General features: G+C 72.5%; 11 protein-coding genes. 5 read left to right on the top strand and 6 right to left on the bottom strand.

The window, feature by feature from the left end; genetic code table 11:
* Positions 1-139 precede the first annotated feature (139 nt).
* The 3 genes from ACFWGJ_RS30470 to ACFWGJ_RS30460 all read right to left on the bottom strand — a co-directional run bounded on the left by ACFWGJ_RS30470 (position 140) and on the right by ACFWGJ_RS30460 (position 3,950).
* Positions 140-1,534 (bottom strand): phosphomannomutase/phosphoglucomutase, encoded by a 1,395-nt coding sequence (locus ACFWGJ_RS30470; RefSeq protein ID WP_387331129.1) that lies wholly within the window; start codon positions 1,532-1,534, stop codon positions 140-142.
* A 161-nt stretch (positions 1,535-1,695) separates the two neighbouring features.
* Positions 1,696-3,312 carry an L-lactate permease gene (locus ACFWGJ_RS30465; RefSeq protein WP_387331126.1) on the bottom strand — a complete coding sequence of 539 codons (1,617 nt, stop codon included), beginning with the start codon at positions 3,310-3,312 and terminating at the stop codon, positions 1,696-1,698.
* 260 nt (positions 3,313-3,572) lie between these two features.
* A complete protein-coding gene (locus tag ACFWGJ_RS30460) occupies positions 3,573-3,950 on the bottom strand; it encodes a DUF3499 domain-containing protein (protein ID WP_387331123.1) in 378 nt (125 codons plus the stop codon).
* Between the two features lie 368 nt (positions 3,951-4,318).
* Between ACFWGJ_RS30460 and ACFWGJ_RS30455 the strand changes: the two genes are divergently transcribed.
* Positions 4,319-4,771, top strand: a complete 453-nt coding sequence (locus tag ACFWGJ_RS30455) for a metallopeptidase family protein (RefSeq protein ID WP_387331135.1) — start codon at positions 4,319-4,321, stop codon at positions 4,769-4,771.
* A gap of 151 nt (positions 4,772-4,922) precedes the next feature.
* Here ACFWGJ_RS30455 and ACFWGJ_RS30450 read toward each other — a convergent pair whose 3' ends face one another.
* The 3 genes from ACFWGJ_RS30450 to ACFWGJ_RS30440 all read right to left on the bottom strand — a co-directional run bounded on the left by ACFWGJ_RS30450 (position 4,923) and on the right by ACFWGJ_RS30440 (position 10,675).
* Entirely contained in the window at positions 4,923-6,470 is a 1,548-nt protein-coding gene (locus ACFWGJ_RS30450) for a DUF5719 family protein (protein WP_387331120.1), read from the bottom strand.
* Complete coding sequence (locus ACFWGJ_RS30445; protein ID WP_387331117.1) at positions 6,467-10,210, bottom strand: glycosyltransferase; 3,744 nt, start codon at positions 10,208-10,210, stop codon at positions 6,467-6,469. The genes ACFWGJ_RS30450 and ACFWGJ_RS30445 overlap by 4 nt, the downstream gene beginning before the upstream one ends.
* A gap of 201 nt (positions 10,211-10,411) precedes the next feature.
* The gene (locus ACFWGJ_RS30440; RefSeq protein WP_107022476.1) at positions 10,412-10,675 is read right to left on the bottom strand and encodes a WhiB family transcriptional regulator; all 264 of its coding nucleotides are present in this window, start codon (positions 10,673-10,675) and stop codon (positions 10,412-10,414) included.
* 750 nt (positions 10,676-11,425) lie between these two features.
* Between ACFWGJ_RS30440 and ACFWGJ_RS30435 the strand changes: the two genes are divergently transcribed.
* The 4 genes from ACFWGJ_RS30435 to ACFWGJ_RS30420 all read left to right on the top strand — a co-directional run bounded on the left by ACFWGJ_RS30435 (position 11,426) and on the right by ACFWGJ_RS30420 (position 15,585).
* Positions 11,426-11,950 (top strand): cysteine dioxygenase, encoded by a 525-nt coding sequence (locus ACFWGJ_RS30435; RefSeq protein WP_387331114.1) that lies wholly within the window; start codon positions 11,426-11,428, stop codon positions 11,948-11,950.
* Positions 11,951-12,113: 163 nt separating this feature from the next.
* A complete protein-coding gene (cofD, locus tag ACFWGJ_RS30430) occupies positions 12,114-13,073 on the top strand; it encodes a 2-phospho-L-lactate transferase (RefSeq protein ID WP_387331111.1) in 960 nt (319 codons plus the stop codon).
* Positions 13,074-13,087: 14 nt separating this feature from the next.
* Positions 13,088-14,458: a coenzyme F420-0:L-glutamate ligase gene (locus ACFWGJ_RS30425; RefSeq protein WP_387331132.1), complete on the top strand. Its 1,371-nt coding sequence runs from the start codon at positions 13,088-13,090 to the stop codon at positions 14,456-14,458.
* A 77-nt stretch (positions 14,459-14,535) separates the two neighbouring features.
* Positions 14,536-15,585, top strand: coding sequence for a DNA-3-methyladenine glycosylase family protein (locus ACFWGJ_RS30420; protein WP_387331108.1), 1,050 nt, complete (start codon positions 14,536-14,538; stop codon positions 15,583-15,585).
* The last annotated feature ends 107 nt before the right edge of the window (positions 15,586-15,692 follow it).

Raw genomic sequence — 15,692 nt, 5'->3', positions numbered from 1 at the left:
GGCTGAAAATCAGCCCGTCCGGCGTTTGAGGACCGGGGGTTCGGGGGCAGCGCCCCCGAGTCGTGGACGATGGGGGTCCCCCCGGTCGAGCGAAGCCGAGACTGGGGGAGGGTAGGGGCGGCGGGGGCGAGAAAACTCCTCAGCCCCGGATGATCGCCAACACCTCGTCGCGCACCCGCGCCATCGTCCCCCCGTCCCGCGCCTCCGCGTTCAGGCGTAGGAGCGGTTCCGTGTTGGAGGGGCGGACGTTGAACCACCAGTCGGCCGCCGTCACGGTGAGGCCGTCGAGTTCGTCGAGGGTGATGCCCTCCTGGGGCTCGTACGCCGCCCGGATCGCGGCGAGGCGGGCCGTCTGGTCGTCGACCGTGGAGTTGATCTCGCCCGAGCCGGCATAGCGGTCGTACTGGGCGACGAGGGCCGAGAGCGTGCCCTCCTGCCCGCCCAGAGCCGCCAGGACGTGGAGCGCGGCGAGCATGCCGGTGTCCGCGTTCCAGAAGTCCTTGAAGTAGTAGTGCGCGGAGTGCTCGCCGCCGAAGATCGCCCCGGAGGCGGCCATCTCGGCCTTGATGAAGGAGTGGCCCACCCGGGTGCGTACCGGAGTGCCGCCGTTCTCCCGGACGACCTCCGGGACCGACCAGGAGGTGATGAGGTTGTGGATGACCGTGCCCTTGCCGCCGTGCCTGGCCAGCTCCCGCGCGGCGACCAGGGCGGTGATCGCGGACGGGGAGACCGGCTCGCCGCGCTCGTCGACGACGAAGCAGCGGTCGGCGTCGCCGTCGAAGGCGATGCCGAGGTCGGCCGCCTCCTCGCGGACGCGCTTCTGGAGGTCGACGATGTTCGCCGGGTCCAGCGGGTTCGCCTCGTGGTTCGGGAACGTGCCGTCCAGCTCGAAGTACATCGGGACGAGGGTCAGGGGCAGGCCCGCGAAGACGGTCGGGACCGTGTGGCCGCCCATGCCGTTGCCCGCGTCCACCACGACCTTCAGGGGGCGGATCGAGGTCAGGTCGACGAGGCCGCGCAGGTGCGCCGCGTAGTCCTCCAACGTGTCGCGCCGCGTGATCGCGCCGGGTGCCGCATCCGGGGTGGCGGCCCCGGAGGCAGGGGCCTGCGATGTCCGGGCTCCCTCGTCGAGCCACGACTCGACGAGCTCCCGGATCTCCGTGAGGCCGGTGTCCTGGCCCACGGGGGCCGCGCCCGCCCGGCACATCTTGATGCCGTTGTACCGGGCCGGGTTGTGCGAGGCCGTGAACATCGCGCCCGCGAGGCCGAACGCGCCCGACGCGTAGTAGAGCTGGTCCGTGGAGCAGAGCCCGATCTCGGTGACGTCCACGCCGCGTGCCGCCGCGCCGCGGGCGAAGGCCCGGGACAGGCCCGGCGACGAGGGGCGCATGTCGTGCCCGGTGACGATCGCGTCCGCGCCGGTCACCTGCGCGAAGGCGGCACCGAACAGCTCGGCCAGCGTCTCGTCCCACTGGTCCGGGACCACCCCGCGTACGTCGTACGCCTTCACGAGCTGCGACAGATCAGCGGCCACGGCCAGCCTTCCTAGAGCCTTGAGTCCTTGAGTCCTGAGTCCCTGACCGAGCACTCGGCTGAGTCCTCGGCGGAGGCCCCAAAACTACCCGTACGCCCCACGCGGTCGGCAGCCGGATCTCGGCGGGCGCCGGGCGGACGCCGGGCGGACTTCGCGTGGGCCTACGGAAGCATCCATTCCAGGACCGGTGAGCTCTGGCCGACCACGATCAGGCACATGACCAGCAGAAGTCCGAGGCTCCACGGCAGCACCTTGCGCAGCAGGTCGCCCTCCCGGCCCGCGAGCCCGACCGCCGCGCAGGCGATGGTGAGGTTCTGCGGGGAGATCATCTTGCCCAGGACACCGCCCGAGCTGTTGGCCGCCGCGAGGAGTTCCGGGGACAGGCCCGACTCCCTGGCCGCGGTCACCTGGAGGGCGCCGAAGAGCGCGTTGGCCGAGGTGTCCGAGCCGGAGACGGCCACGCCGAACCAGCCGAGGACGGGTGACAGGAAGGCGAGTCCCGCGCCGGCCGCCGCCACGAAGTGTCCGATCGTGGCCGCCTGCCCGGACAGGTTCATGACGTAGGCGAGCGCGAGGACGGAGGTGACGGTGAGGATCGCGAACCTCAACTCGTGCACGGTGGCCGCCCATTCCTTGAGCGCCACGCGCGCGTGCACCCCGAGAACGGCGGCCGTGCACACTCCGGCGAGCAGCACCAGCGTGCCTCCGGTGGACACGATCGGCCAGGTGAAGACGTTGCCGCCGACCGGGTCGCCGTCCGGATTCACGACGTTGAGGAAAGGCCAGTCGAAGACCCGGGTCGCCTTCGCCAACTGGTCCTTGACGGGCGGGATCTGGGCGATGGAGAAGATCACCACGATCAGTGCGTACGGGGCGTACGCGCGCAGCACTTCGGGGCGCGGGTCCTCCTCGTCCAGGTCCTCACTGCGGGTGCCCGTCAGGACGGCGGCCCGTACGGGTTCGGCGGCGGGCCTGCGCGCGTGCGGCACCGCCATCAGCGCGCCCGCGCCGGCCAGGGCGGCCCCGATGTCGGCGAGTTGCGCGGAGACGTAGTTGGAGGCGGCGAACTGGGCGACGGCGAAGGCGACTCCGCAGGCCAGCGCGGGTACCCAGGTCTCGCGCAGACCGCGTCGGCCGTCCACCAGGAAGACCAGCACCAGGGGCACCACCAGGGCGAGCAACGGGGTCTGGCGGCCCACCACGGAGGCGACGGTGTCCAGCGGCAGGTCGGTGACCTGGGCGAGCGTCACCACCGGCGTGCCCATCGCCCCGAAGGCGACCGGCGCGGTGTTGGCGACCAGCGCGACCACCGCGGCGCGCACGGGGTCGAAGCCGAGCGCGACGAGCATCACCGAGCAGATCGCGACGGGCGCTCCGAAGCCCGCGAGGGCCTCCAGGAGCGCGCCGAAGCAGAACGCGACGACGAGCGCCTGGATGCGCGGGTCGTCGGAGAGCCGTCCGAAGGAGCGGCGCAGGATGTCGAAGTGCCGGGTACGGACGGTCATCCGGTAGACCCACAGGGCGTTGACGACGATCCACAGGATGGGGAAGAGGCCGAACACCGCTCCCTGGGCCGCGCTGGAGAGGGTCTGGCCCACGGGCATGCCGTACGCGAGCGTGGCGACGAGGGCCGCGGCCGCGAGACCGATGAGGCCGGCCAGGTGCGCCTTCATACGGACCCCGCCGAGCAGGACGAGGACGAGGACGAGGGGCAGGGTCGCGACGAGCGCGGACAGACCGAGCGAGTCGGCCAAGGGCTCAAGTTCCTGGACGTACACGGAGCCTCCCCCGATTCCGCCATGCGGAAATCAATTTCTCGTGGGCCGTGGAAAATGGTCGTGTCCGCGACAAGCGCACGTCAATGGTCATGCACCACTGAGCGAAACGTGCACCGAATACACACGGAACACACCGGACGCAGGGGACACGGGGGACACGGGGGACACAAGGGCCGCAGGGGGCACGCGGAATGAAGTCCCCCGCATGAAGTCCACGGCGAGGAGCGAGCGTTGAGGAGGGAGACCTGAAAAGGAAGGGTTCAGGAGTCCGGGGAGCGCAGGACCCGCAGGTGGCCGCGGCGGGCCACCTCCATCGGGTCCGCGCCGCGGGCGTTGCCGCCGCCCGGGCGGGTGGGGCGCTCCTGCGGACGGGCCGCCTCACGGACCGCGTTGGCGAGCGCCTCCAGATCGTCACCGCTGGGGCGCGAGGGCGCGGAGGCGTCTGCGAGCCGGACGACCTCCCACCCGCGCGGCGCGGTGAGGCGCTCGGAGTGCTCGGCGCACAGGTCGTAGCAGTGGGGTTCGGCGTAGGTGGCGAGCGGGCCGAGGACCGCGGTCGAGTCGGCGTAGACGTACGTCAGCGTCGCTACGGCGGGACGGCCGCAAGCGGTGCGCGAACAGCGACGTACAGGGCTCACGATGTTGGACGGTACCGCACTCTTGAGCGGGCCGCGACGACTCCTCCCCGGCTCACTCCCCCGTGTCGTGTTGTGACGCCTGACACAGGAGGTGTCCGGCGAGCCTGTTCGACCTGCTGGTACGGGTGTTGACGAGGTGTCGGACAGACCCGGGAGTGGTCATGAGACGGCTCAAAAGCTGTCGATCTCCGCACAAGATTCAGTCCGGGAGGATACGGAATCCAGCCCGAGCTTGGCTGGAATGCTCATCCTGCGACCTGCCGGACGAGGGGCCCTCGGGGTCGTACGGGGCGGCGGTCCGTGGCCGCAGGCGGGACGCGTGCCGTGTGCGGGCGGCGGCGGTGCGCGGGGACTACTCTTCGTCAGTGATGGACAACCCCGTACCGCCCCCTCCCGCCGAACCCAGGCCCCGTCGTCGTGATCGACACGGGCGCGGGATGCGTGGGCCCGTGGCACCGCCGCAGGTGCCCCTCTCGGCCAGTCGCGCCGAGGTGTTCGCGGATCTGGTGCAGGACTCCGTGGAGCGGCTGGAGCGGCGGTGGCCGCAGCTCTCCGACATCGAGTTCATGGTGCTGGAGGTGCCCCGGTTCGATCCGGCGGGCGACGAGGGCTGGGGCGACGAGGCCGTGCCCCTGGGCGGCATCACTCCGGCGCACGAGGGCCGGCCCGCCCGGGTCATCGTCTACCGGCGTCCCGTGGAGATCCGTACCAAGAGCCGCGACGAGCGGGCCGCGCTGGTGCACGAGGTCGTGGTGGAACAGGTCGCCGAGGTGCTGGGCCTGACACCGGAGACCGTCGATCCCCGCTACGGCGAGGACTGAGCCCCGGACGGTCCGGCCCGGGGTTCTAACCCCCGGGCCCGGGTGCCGGCGCCGCCCTGCTTCTGCGGCACGGGCCTGTTTCCGCGGTACCGGCCTGTATCTGCGGTACCGCCCTACTCCCGCAGCACCGCTCTACTTCTGCAGCACCGCCCTACTTCTGCAGCACCGAGAGGTCCTGCTCCGCCTCCGGTACCTTCACCGTCCCCCGGTCGTCCGGGAGGGTCTGCACGGTGAACATGGGCACGCCCCCCCCGGCCGCTTCGAGCATGCGCGACGCGTGGACGGGCCCGCCGGACAGCGGCTCCACCGTCAGCGCGTACGTGCCCTTGAGTCCGGCGGGCACGGGCAGCTCGACGTTCTGCGTGGTGCCGGCCTTGACCGTGTACGTCTTCGAGGCGGCCGTTCCGCCCTCGCTGCCCGCGGAGGCCGTGACCTTGACCTTCGCGCCGCGGCCAGGGGCGACCAGGGAGAGCGTGGATCCCTTGGCGCGGTTGTCGGCGGCCGTCGCACGCGACCCCACCGGGGCCGTGGCCGGGATGAACGCCGTCTCCTGGTTGTCGCCCTTGCCGCGTACGACCCTCAGGGCCGCGACGACGGGGGTGGACTTGCCGGTCGGTGTCAGCACCAGGGAACCCGCCTCGCCGCGCGTGACGTCGCCGAGGTCGACGGCGGCCGTCATACCGGCCTTCACGTGCAGTGTCTCGTGCCCGGCGGGAGTGATCGTGCCGGTCGGCGAGGCGAGCCGGACCTTCAGGTCGGCGTCGGCCTCGCCGGGCGCGAACGCGACCAGCCGTACGGAGGTGGCGTCCTTCGGGATGCCCGGCAGGACGAGGCTGCCCGCCGGGGCGGCCGAGGGGGCGAGCCAGTCGCCGCCGAGTGTGTCGTCGAGGGCCTGGACGGCGGCGGCCACCCGGCCGCTGCGGACCGTGACGTGCACGGTGAGGTTGGTCTCCGGCTCGTCGATGAGGGTCGACAGGAGCACCGACTCGCTGGAGTGCGGCGGGATCTTGATGCCCTCCCCGACCGTCGACTTCAGGACGCCGTCCTTGCCGTACAGCTCGATGTCGGCGACGGCGGCGGAGTCGTCGGGGTTGGTCAGGTGCGCGTAGTCCGTGCGCTCCTTGGCGGTGCTGGCGCCCGGGAACCAGAAGTCGGTGTCCGGGGCCGAGCAGCTGGTGCCGAGCAGGCCGCGGCCGGTGCCCGCCTCGACCTCGGTGGTCTGCTGGACGGCCCAGCCGGGTGCGAACCTGCCCTCGGCCGTGCCGACCAGCGCGGGCGACTCGGCGCCGGAGGCCTTGCCCGTGACCGGCTTCCCGGGCTCCTTCGGCGTCAGGACGGGCTTCTCCTTCTTGCCGTCCTTCTCGCCGTCCTTCTTGTCCTGCGTGTCTTCCTGCTTCTCGTCCTGCTTCTCGTCCTCGTCGTCGGACGTGTCCGCCGACTGCGCGCCCGCGGCCAGCAGCTCGGCCTTGCCGCTCGTACCGGTGCCCTTGGTGACGGGAGTGAAGGACGTGTACGCGGTCTCGGCGAGGTCCGAGGTGCTGGGAGCCGGACAGAGCAGGCTGGTGCGCTCCACGGGCAGCTGGGCAGCCGCCTTGGCCGTGTCCTCCCCGGCGGCCTGCGGCTCGGACATCGAAGCGAAGCCGGTGACGGCGGCGAGCGCGGCCACGCCGGCGATCAGGGACACGGTGGTGCGGTTCACTGCTGGCTCCCGTCGGGGCGCTCATGGTCGGTGCCGTGCGGCGGTTGCTGCTGCTGATGTTGCTGCTGTTGCGCCGGGTCGTACGAGGGGTCGTAGCCCTGTCCGTAGGCCTGCGCGGGGTCGTATCCCGCGTTCCCCGTGCCGTACGCCGCGTACGGGTCGTACTGGTCCGCCTGGTACGGGTCCGCCTGGTACTGCTGCTCGTAGGTGCCCGCGGGGTACTGCGGGGCGCCCTGGTACTGCTGCTGATCGTAGGTGCCGTACTCGGCGCCGTACGTCGTCGCGTCCCACTCGTCGTAGGACTGCTGCTGCGGGATGGGCGCGGCCACCGGGGCCTCCCCCGGAGGGGGCGGGGCGCCGGGCGCGAACGCATCGGGCTGCTCGCCCTGCGCGGGCTGCTCGGTCTGCTCGGGCTGCTCCGTCTGTTCGGCCTCCGCCTGGGCGCGCAGCCGGCGGGCCCTGCGGCCCTCGCCGGACGCGGACTCGACGGGTACGACCTCCTCCTCGGGGAGGTCGTCGTCGACGTCGCGGCGGCGGCCCGGCAGAGCGAGCACCACGAGGACGACGGCGAGCGCGCCCTGCGCCCACAGCCAGCCGGTGTGTCCGAACGGCGCCTCGAAGGTGACGTCGAGGCGGCCCCCGGTGGCGGGCAGTTCGAAGCCCTGGGCCCAGCCGTCGACCGTGGTCCTGGTGAGCGGCTTCCCGTCGAGGGTGGCCGTCCAGCCCTCGTCGGCGGTGTCCGCGAGGCGCAGGACGCGGCCCTCGGCACCGGCGGAGATCTTGGTGTGCAGTTCGACGGGCCCGGCGGCGATGGGCTGCGGGTCGCCGGAGGCGGGCACGACGGCCGCGCGCGCGACCTGCCGGTCGACGCGCCACAGGGCGCTGCCGTCCTGCTGGCTGAGCCGGCTCAGGCCCGGGGTGGCGTCCAGGACGCGGGCGACCTCGCGGGGCGCGCCGTCGCGCACCAGGACGTATCGCACGGCGAAGCCGCCGAGCTGGTCGGCCTGGTCGGCGCCGGAGCCGGCCACGAGGTTGGCGACGACCTTGTCGAGGATCTTGTTCTCGCCGTCCGCCGCGGCCAGTTCGGCGTCGCCGAGGCGGGCGCCGGAGCCGCGGACGAGGGTGTAGCCGACCTTGGACTCCGTGTCGCTGCCGAGGACGAGCGTGCGGGCCTGGTCGCGGGTGCCGCTCTCCTCGGCGACGAACGCGGGCACCTGGACGGGATCGCGCCGCTCCAGGGGGCCGTCCGCGCCGCGGATCATCCAGCCGGCGGCGATGAGCAGGGGCCCGGCGGCCGAGGCGAAGGCGATGAGGACGGCGACCGGCTGCCGCCAGCCGAAGCTCTGCTCGGCCACGCGCGAGCGTGCCCCGTCGGCGCCGAGCGCGGCGGCGGCGAGGAAGGCGAGGCCGTAGACGAGGGTGGCGGGTCCGGCCCAGGTGGAGCCGTTCGACAGGGCGGCGAAGACGAGCGCCACCAGGGCGGCCGTCCAGGCGGCCCAGATGCCCAGCTGCCGCTCCGCGCGCATCAGGGCGGCCACGGCGGCGCACACGATGCCGATGAGCATCAGCCCGCTGACCGTTCCGGGTCCGCCCGGGCTCGCGCCCAGCAGGTCGAGCGCGGAGGCCGCCCCCGACTCGTACTCCATGCCGGCCTCCTGGAAGAAGCCGAACGGGAGCAGGGTGAGCGACCAGGGGGCGAGGACCAGCAGCGGGGTGCCGAGCTGGACCAGGAGGCGCAGTCCGTAGGCGGCGATGTCTGCGCGGCGCACGACCGCGAGGGCGATGCCGAGCACCAGCGCGATGGGCCACACGATCGGCGTGAACGCGGTGGCCAGCGTCAGCAGGAGCGCGTACGCCCAGGTGGCACGCCAGCTGCCGCGGCCGGACTCCGCGGCGAGACCGCTCGCCGCGATGCCCGCGCGCGCGATGAGGGGCAGCAGGACGGCGAGCACGGCGGTGCCGAGACGGCCGCCCGCGAGCGCGCCGGTGGCGGCGGGCAGGAAGGCGTACGCGACGGACGCCCAGGCGCGCAGCAGGCGCGACTCGACCAGCGGCCGGGAGACGAAGTAGGCGGCGAAGCCGGCCAGCGGCACCGAGCCGATCAGCAGGACGGTGACCGCGAGTCCGGCGGAGCCGAACAGCACGCTCGCCAGCATGGCGACGAGCGCGAGGTAGGGCGGCGCGGACTGCGTGCCGCCGGCGCCGACGGGGTGCCAGCCGTCCAGGTAGCGCGCCCACAGTTCGGAGGAGTCCGCGGGGGCGGGCAGCAGCGCGCCGCCCGCGAGGGCACCGCCGCCGAGGAGTTCACGGCAGGCGATGAGGGTGAAGAAGAGGAGCACCACGAAGACCATCGGGCCGGGCTTGCGGGCGACGCGCTTGAGGCGGGCGAACTGCTCGACCTGGAGGAAGTCGGCGTCGTCGCCGCCCGGTCCGGACTCGACGGCGCTGCCGTGGCGTCCCGCCGCGTTCAGTTCGGGGTCGGAGCGGCCCACGAGGTTGCCCGCGGCCTGTTCGACGGTGGCGCGGACGGTGGCGCCGGGGGGCGGGAACAGTGCGCGCAGTTCGTCCTTGTCGACCTGCGGGGTGCCGCGCCTGCGGCGGCCCGCGATGATGCGCTCGGGGCGCAGCAGGGTGCCCAGGAGGCCGCGGATCTCGTCGACGGCCTGCCCGGGGACCTTGCCGACGAGGTACGCGACCGTGCGCAGCAGGGTGCCGAGGACGAGCCGTACGAGGATCCAGGGGAGGACCGCGGTGCGGGCGTTGACGAGGAGGGTGTAGGTGGCGCCCGCCTTGTCGACCTTGTGCGGGGAGGCGGAGGTGCGGCCCACGCAGTCGACGGTGCGGCGCTCGCGCGAGGACGCCTCCGCGTGCCGGACGACCGCTTCGGGGGCGACCAGGACGCGGTGGCCCGCGGACTGGGCGCGCCAGCACAGGTCGATGTCGTCGCGCATGAGGGGCAGCCTGCGGTCGAAGCCGCCCAGCTCCTCGTAGACCTCGCGGCGGATCAGCATGCCGGCGGTGGAGACGGCCAGCACGGGGGTCACGTGGTCGTGCTGGCCCTGGTCCTGCTCGCGCCGGTCGAGGCCGGTCCAGCGGCGGCCGCTGTGGGCGATGGTCACGCCGACTTCGAGGAGCTGTCTGCGGTCGTACCAGCCGCGGAGCTTGGGGCCGATGACGGCGACGTCCTTGCCCAGTTCCCGTTCGTTCTCCACGACGCGCAGCAGCTGGGCCAGGGCGTCGGGTTCGGGGGCGCAGTCGTCGTGCAGGAGCCACAGCCACTGCTCGGGCTCGCCGTGCGGCAGCTCCGGCATGTCGTACGTGTCGTCGCGCCAGGTGCGGGTGACGGGGTCCCAGCCGCTGGGGCGCTTCAGGTACGGAAGGTCGTCGGGAGTCAGCACGCCCGCGATGCGGACGGCCTCCTCGACGGCCTGGCCGAAGCCCGTGCGCCGGGCGAGGTGGAGCACCCGGTCGGCGCCGAGGGCGTCGGTGACCAGCTGGGCGGAGGCGTCCGCGCTGCCGGTGTCGGCCGCCACGGCGTTCTGTACGGGCCGCTCCTGGCCGAGCAGCCCGGAGAGGGCGTCGGGCAGCCAGCGGGCGCCGTCGTGCGAGACGAGCACGGCGGTGACCACGTGCCTCGGGAACTCCGGCGGGCGACCGGGGTCGGACACCATCGGTCCGGCCTGGTCGAACGCTGCGGGGGCAGTGTCGTACTGACCTGCCGAATGGCTGTGCACGGACATCGAGGTACGGGCCCCGGTTCGCTGGACTGCGGTGGACGCCTGTGTCCTTGAGGGGATCACGGGGCGTCTCGGACGGAGGCCCACACTAACGGCTGCACAACGGCGCGGCCCGCCGCCTGTGGACAACCCACCCGCGACGGGCCGTGCGTTACGTATCACTACGTAGGGGTGTGCGCCGTTCGAAGCTCTGTCGAGCCGTGGTCAGACGGCGGCCTTCTTCAGACGGCGCCGCTCACGCTCGGACAGACCGCCCCAGATACCGAAGCGCTCGTCGTTGGCGAGGGCGTATTCAAGGCATTCCGAGCGGACCTCGCAGGCGAGGCAGACCTTCTTCGCCTCGCGGGTGGAGCCGCCCTTCTCGGGGAAAAAGGACTCGGGGTCGGTCTGCGCGCAGAGCGCCCGCTCCTGCCAGCCGATCTCCTCTTCGGCCTCGTCGACCAGCAGTTCCTGAAACAGCTCGGTCATGTGCGCCCCTCGTCCGTCTCGCGTCCCCGTGATGCTGCCGCTACCGATTTCGGCTGAACGACACGAGTGAAATTACAATTGCGCTGCTCCGGCCCAGTCAAGCCGAGATCTGCTATTGGGCCCCTTATTCACTCTGCGGAACCAAGGCTATGCGGAAAGTGTTCAAATCGGCATAAACCCTGACAGCCGAAAGGGAGCCAGTGGGACACCGACTCCGCACGTGACGTGTACAGAGGAAGACGCCCAGGAGTTCGATCTCGTTCCGACACGATCGACGAAGCGAACCGGATCACATATGGATCACTGGGATCACACAGGGATCGCGGGGTCGCGCCGAGGTTCGTGCGCCCGGTTGTGCGCCATGTGTCCCGGCAACCTCCTGCACAAACCTTTCACCTCCGAGGTGGCCCGGAAGAGGTGAAAGATCTCCCACATATCGGACGTCAAGTTGACAGTGGGAGTGTGAACCGCTGTGCTGGTGGGCATGCTCGCGAACTTGGCACTCACCTCGACCCGCACCGCCGGGTCCCTCGGTGCTGTCCACGCTCGCTGTAGCTGTTGCTGTCGCAGCTGTTGAGCTCACCGCGCTCCCGCTGCCGCCGGATCCACTGAGACCGGCCGTCGGTCCCCTCCCGCCCGTACCAGGGCCCGCCCCCACCGGGGCACACCTCTCGCCCGCGATCCGGGCGGCCGGTACGTGACACCCCAGACCTCCAGCACTCTCTTCCGCCGAGGAAACCACCGCACTCCATGAACAGCGACAGCGACCTCCAGATCGCCGGCGACATCCTCGAAGTACCGCACCTCCTCCAGCCGCCGCGCGAACACCCGGCCACCGTGGCCGAGTTCGTCGGCCTCGCCCGCTCCATCGCCGCCGACCGCTCCCAGTGGGAGCACCTGGTCCGCTACGACGCGGCCTCCCGCTGGTACCACCGGCTGCGCACCGGCCCCGGCTACGAGGTGTGGCTGCTGTCCTGGGTGCCCGGGCAGGGCAGCGGGCTGCACGACCACGGCCCCTCCTCCGGTGTGCTGACCGTCCTGGAGGGGGCGCTGACCGAGCGCACCGAACGGGGCACGCGCGCGCTGGCCGCGGGAACCCAGCGCGTGTTCGCGCCCGGCTACGCGCACGAGGTCGTCAACGACTCGCTCGAACCGGCCATAAGCCTGCACGTCTACTACCCCGGGTTGACGGAGATGCCGATGCTCCCCCAGTCGCACCTGCGTTCGGCCGGGGGAACGCCGAACGCCCGGTGCTCGATGGCCGAGGTGCTGTGACCGGCCGACGCGTCACGGCCGTCGGTGCCGGGTCGCGGCCGTCGGTGTCGCGACCGTCGGTGTCGCGGCCGTCGGTGTCGGGGGCGCGGCCGTAGAGGTCATCGGTGACGCGTTGTCGTAACCGGCTGACGCGTTGTCGTAGCCGCCTGCAAGACTGCATTCCATGCGCATTGTGGTTCTGGCAGGCGGCATCGGTGGTGCCCGGTTCCTGCGCGGTCTCCAGCAGGCCGCGCCGGACGCGGACATCACCGTCATCGGCAACACCGGGGACGACATCCACCTCTTCGGGCTGAAGGTCTGCCCGGACCTCGACACGGTGATGTACACGCTCGGCGGCGGTATCAACGAGGAACAGGGCTGGGGGCGGGCCGACGAGACGTTCCACCTCAAGGAGGAGCTGGCGGCGTACGGCGCCGGTCCCTCCTGGTTCGGACTGGGCGACCGGGACTTCGCGACGCACATCGTGCGCACGCAGATGCTGAGCGCCGGATATCCGCTCAGCGCCGTCACCGAGGCGCTGTGCGACCGCTGGAAGCCGGGCGTCCGGCTGATCCCCATGTCCGACGACCGCGTCGAGACACATGTGGCCGTCGAGATCGACGGCGAGCGCAAGGCCGTCCACTTCCAGGAGTACTGGGTACGGCTGCGGGCCTCCGTGGAGGCGCACGCCGTGGTGCCCGTGGGAGCCGACCAGGCCAAGCCGGCGCCCGGAGTGCTGGAGGCCATCGCCTCCGCGGACGTCATCCTCTTCCCGCCGTCCAACCCCGTCGTCTCCGTCGGCACGATCCTCTCCGTGCCGGGCATCCGCGAGGCCATCGCCGAGGCGGGGGTCCCCGTGGTCGGCCTCTCCCCCATCGTCGGGGACGCGCCCGTGCGCGGCATGGCCGACAAGGTCCTGGCGGCTGTCGGCGTCGAGTCCACCGCCGCCGCGGTCGCCGAGCACTACGGCTCGGGACTCCTGGACGGCTGGCTGGTCGACACCGTGGACGCCGACGTCGTCGAGCGGGTCACCGGGGCGGGCATCCTCTGCCGTGCCGTCCCGCTGATGATGACCGACCTCGACGCGACGGCCGCGATGGCCCGCGAGGCACTGACGCTGGCGGAGGAGGTGCGGGGCGCTTGAGCGACGGCGACGAGATGTCCCGGGGTACGGGGGCGCCGGTGAGCGGCTTCCCGCCGGACGCGCCCGGCTACCGGGTGTGGGCGCTCCCAGGCCTGCCCGAGGTACGGCCCGGGGACGACCTCGCAAAACTGATCGCCAGTGCGGTCGCCGGTACCGGTGCCGCCGCCGCGCCGGGGCTCGTGGACGGGGACGTGCTGCTGGTCACGTCGAAGATAGTGTCCAAGGCCGAGGGCCGCGTCGTCGAGGCGACGGACCGGGAGGCCGCCATCGACGCCGAGACCGTACGGGTCGTGGCCCGGCGCGGGCCGCTGCGGATCGTGGAGAACCGCCAGGGGCTCGTGATGGCCGCCGCCGGGGTCGACGCCTCCAACACCCCCGCCGGGACCGTACTGCTGCTGCCCGAGGACCCCGACGCCTCCGCCCGCACCATCCGGGACGGCCTGCGGGACGCGCTCGGTGTCGACGTCGGCGTCCTCGTCACGGACACCTTCGGCCGGCCCTGGCGGACCGGGCTCACCGACGTCGCCATCGGGGCCGCCGGAGTGCGCGTCCTCGACGATCTGCGGGGCGGCACGGACGCGCACGGCAATCCACTGGGCGCCACCGTCGTCGCCACCGCCGACGAGCTGGCCGCCGCCGGGGACCTGGTCAAGGGCAAGGCCGCCGGGCTGCCCGTCGCCGTCGTGCGCGGGCTGTCCCACGTGGTGGGCACGGACGGCGGCGAGGACGAGGGGACCAGGGGCATGGTCCGGGGCGCGCGCGACGACATGTTCCGGCTCGGCACCTCCGAGGCCGTCCGGGAGGCCGTCACCCAGCGGCGTACCGTACGGGCCTTCACCGACGAGCCCGTCGACCCCGGCGCCGTACGGCGTGCGGTGGCCGCGGCGGTGACCGCGCCCGCCCCGCACCACACGACACCGTGGCGGTTCGTCCTCCTGGAGAGCGCCGCGTCGCGGACGCGGCTGCTGGACGCCATGCGGGACGCCTGGATCGCCGACCTGGAGCGGGACGGCAAGAGCGCGGAGTCCATCGCCAAGCGGGTGCGCCGCGGGGACGTGCTGAGGAAGGCCCCGTATCTCGTCGTGCCGTGTCTCGTCATGGACGGGTCCCACACGTACGGCGACGCCCGGCGCGACGGGGCCGAGCGGGAGATGTTCGTGGTCGCCACCGGCGCCGGGGTGCAGAACTTCCTGGTCGCCCTCGCCGGGGAGCGGCTCGGGTCCGCGTGGGTGTCGTCGACGATGTTCTGCCGGGACGTCGTCCGGGACGTGCTGGCGCTGCCGGAGAACTGGGATCCCATGGGGGCCGTCGCCGTCGGGCACGCGGCGGAGGAGCCGAAGGCCCGGGCCGGACGGGACGCGGGGGCGTTCATCGAGGTGCGGTGACCGGACCTGGCGGCCGGTGACCGACGCATACCCTTGTGCGGGTATCCCGAGCAGCTTCTTCACCGAAGGACCCATCCGTGGCCGGACGCTTCGAACAGCGGCCCACGCGTACGACCGTGCGCGGCGGGCATGTCGTGGTGCCCGGGTCCGTGCCCGAGTCCGTGCCCGGGTCCGTGCCCGAGCCCCGGTCCGTGGGCGTCCGTACCGATGGCGGTGCCGGCGGGCGGACTCGGGAATGGGTGCCTCCGTGGCCGCTCGATCTGGGGCTCGTGCTCGGGCCCCTGCGGCGGGGCCCGGCCGATCCCACCTTCCGTGCGACCGCGGACGGGTCCGTGTGGCGGGCCAGTCTCACCCCCGTCGGGCCCGGAACCCTGCGCGTGTCCCTGCGCGCGGGTGTCGTGCGCGGAGAGGCGTGGGGGCCCGGGGCCGAGTGGCTGCTCGACCGGCTTCCCCTGCTGCTCGGCGAGGCCGACGATCCCGACGCCTTCGAGCCCCGGCACCGGCTCGTCGCGCTGACCCGGCATCGGCGGCCCGGGCTGCGGCTGACGCGTACCGGGCTGGTGCTGGAGTCGCTGATTCCGTCGATTCTGGAGCAGAAGGTCACCGCCGACGAGGCGTACCGGGCGTGGCGGCTGCTCGTGCGGAAGTACGGCGTGCCCGCGCCCGGGCCCGTTCAGGGGCGCATGTTCGTCATGCCCGAACCGCGGGTCTGGTCGCTGATTCCCTCCTGGGAGTGGCATCGGGCGGGGGTCGACAACAAGCGGGCTTCGACGATTCTGCGGGCCGTGCGGGTGGCTCGGCGGATGGAGGAGGCTGTGGCCTTCGACCCCGTTGCCGCGCGGGAGCGGCTTGAGGTGGTGGTCGGGGTGGGGCCGTGGACCTCTGCGGAGGTGGTGCAGCGCAGTCATGGGGCGGCGGATGCGGTGACGGTCGGGGACCTGCATCTGCCGGGGATCGTGGGGTTTGCGTTGGCGGGGGACCGGGAGGCGGACGACTCCGTGATGCTGGAGTTGTTGGAGCCTTATGCGGGGCAGCGGCATCGGGCTGCTCGGCTGATTTTGTTGAGCGGGCGTACGCCGGCTCGGCGGCATCCGAAGATGCCCCGCGGTGACATCGGGCTCCTGTAAGCGTCTTCCGCCCCCGCCGCCCCTACCCAGTCCCGTCCACGCATGGGGGCTTCGCCCCCTCGCCCCCCTTTTGCGCAGTTCCCCGCGCCCCTAGGTGCCTAGGGGCG

Origin of the sequence: Streptomyces sp. NPDC060205 (assembly GCF_042728395.1) — a bacterium.
Taxonomy (GTDB): Bacteria; Actinomycetota; Actinomycetes; order Streptomycetales; family Streptomycetaceae; genus Streptomyces.
This window is presented reverse-complemented; position numbering and strand designations above follow the sequence as displayed.

What these genes read in the sequence shown, in the direction of transcription:
- ACFWGJ_RS30435 (WP_387331114.1), top strand. Translation starts at nt 11,426, where the DNA reads ATGAACAGCGACAGCGACCTCCAGATCGCCGGCGACATCCTCGAAGTA.
- ACFWGJ_RS30425 (WP_387331132.1), top strand. Translation starts at nt 13,088, where the DNA reads ATGTCCCGGGGTACGGGGGCGCCGGTGAGCGGCTTCCCGCCGGACGCG.
- ACFWGJ_RS30445 (WP_387331117.1), bottom strand. Translation starts at nt 10,210, where the DNA reads ATGTCCGTGCACAGCCATTCGGCAGGTCAGTACGACACTGCCCCCGCA.
- ACFWGJ_RS30440 (WP_107022476.1), bottom strand. Translation starts at nt 10,675, where the DNA reads ATGACCGAGCTGTTTCAGGAACTGCTGGTCGACGAGGCCGAAGAGGAG.
- ACFWGJ_RS30455 (WP_387331135.1), top strand. Translation starts at nt 4,319, where the DNA reads ATGGACAACCCCGTACCGCCCCCTCCCGCCGAACCCAGGCCCCGTCGT.
- cofD (WP_387331111.1), top strand. Translation starts at nt 12,114, where the DNA reads ATGCGCATTGTGGTTCTGGCAGGCGGCATCGGTGGTGCCCGGTTCCTG.